1 pseudogene is annotated in these 236 nt (G+C 39.4%); it reads left to right on the top strand.

The window, feature by feature from the left end:
* Positions 1-236, top strand: a pseudogene (locus tag TR08_RS24935) (Crp/Fnr family transcriptional regulator); the annotation flags it as partial.

The following is a 236-nucleotide window of genomic DNA, read 5'->3' as shown; positions in this document are numbered from 1 at the left end:
GGTCCAGATGGCAACATGGTTTACGGTTGGTATGTTAACTTTTTAGAAAGCTTTGCTTTACCAAACATTGATGTGTTCAACTTCATCGTTCCTTGGGGCGAAACATTAATCGGCTTAGGACTTCTATTAGGATGCTTCACAACTGCAGCTATTGTTTTTGGTCTAGTGATGAACTTCTCTTTCTTCTTAGCAGGAACAGTTTCTCATAACCCAACAGACATATTCTTAGGCTTCAT

Source organism: Neobacillus niacini (assembly GCF_000759675.1).
In the GTDB taxonomy this organism is placed as follows: Bacteria; Bacillota; Bacilli; order Bacillales; family Cytobacillaceae; genus Neobacillus; species Neobacillus niacini_A.
The sequence above is the reverse complement of the archived record's forward strand: the minus strand, read 5'-3'. Positions and strand labels throughout refer to the sequence as shown.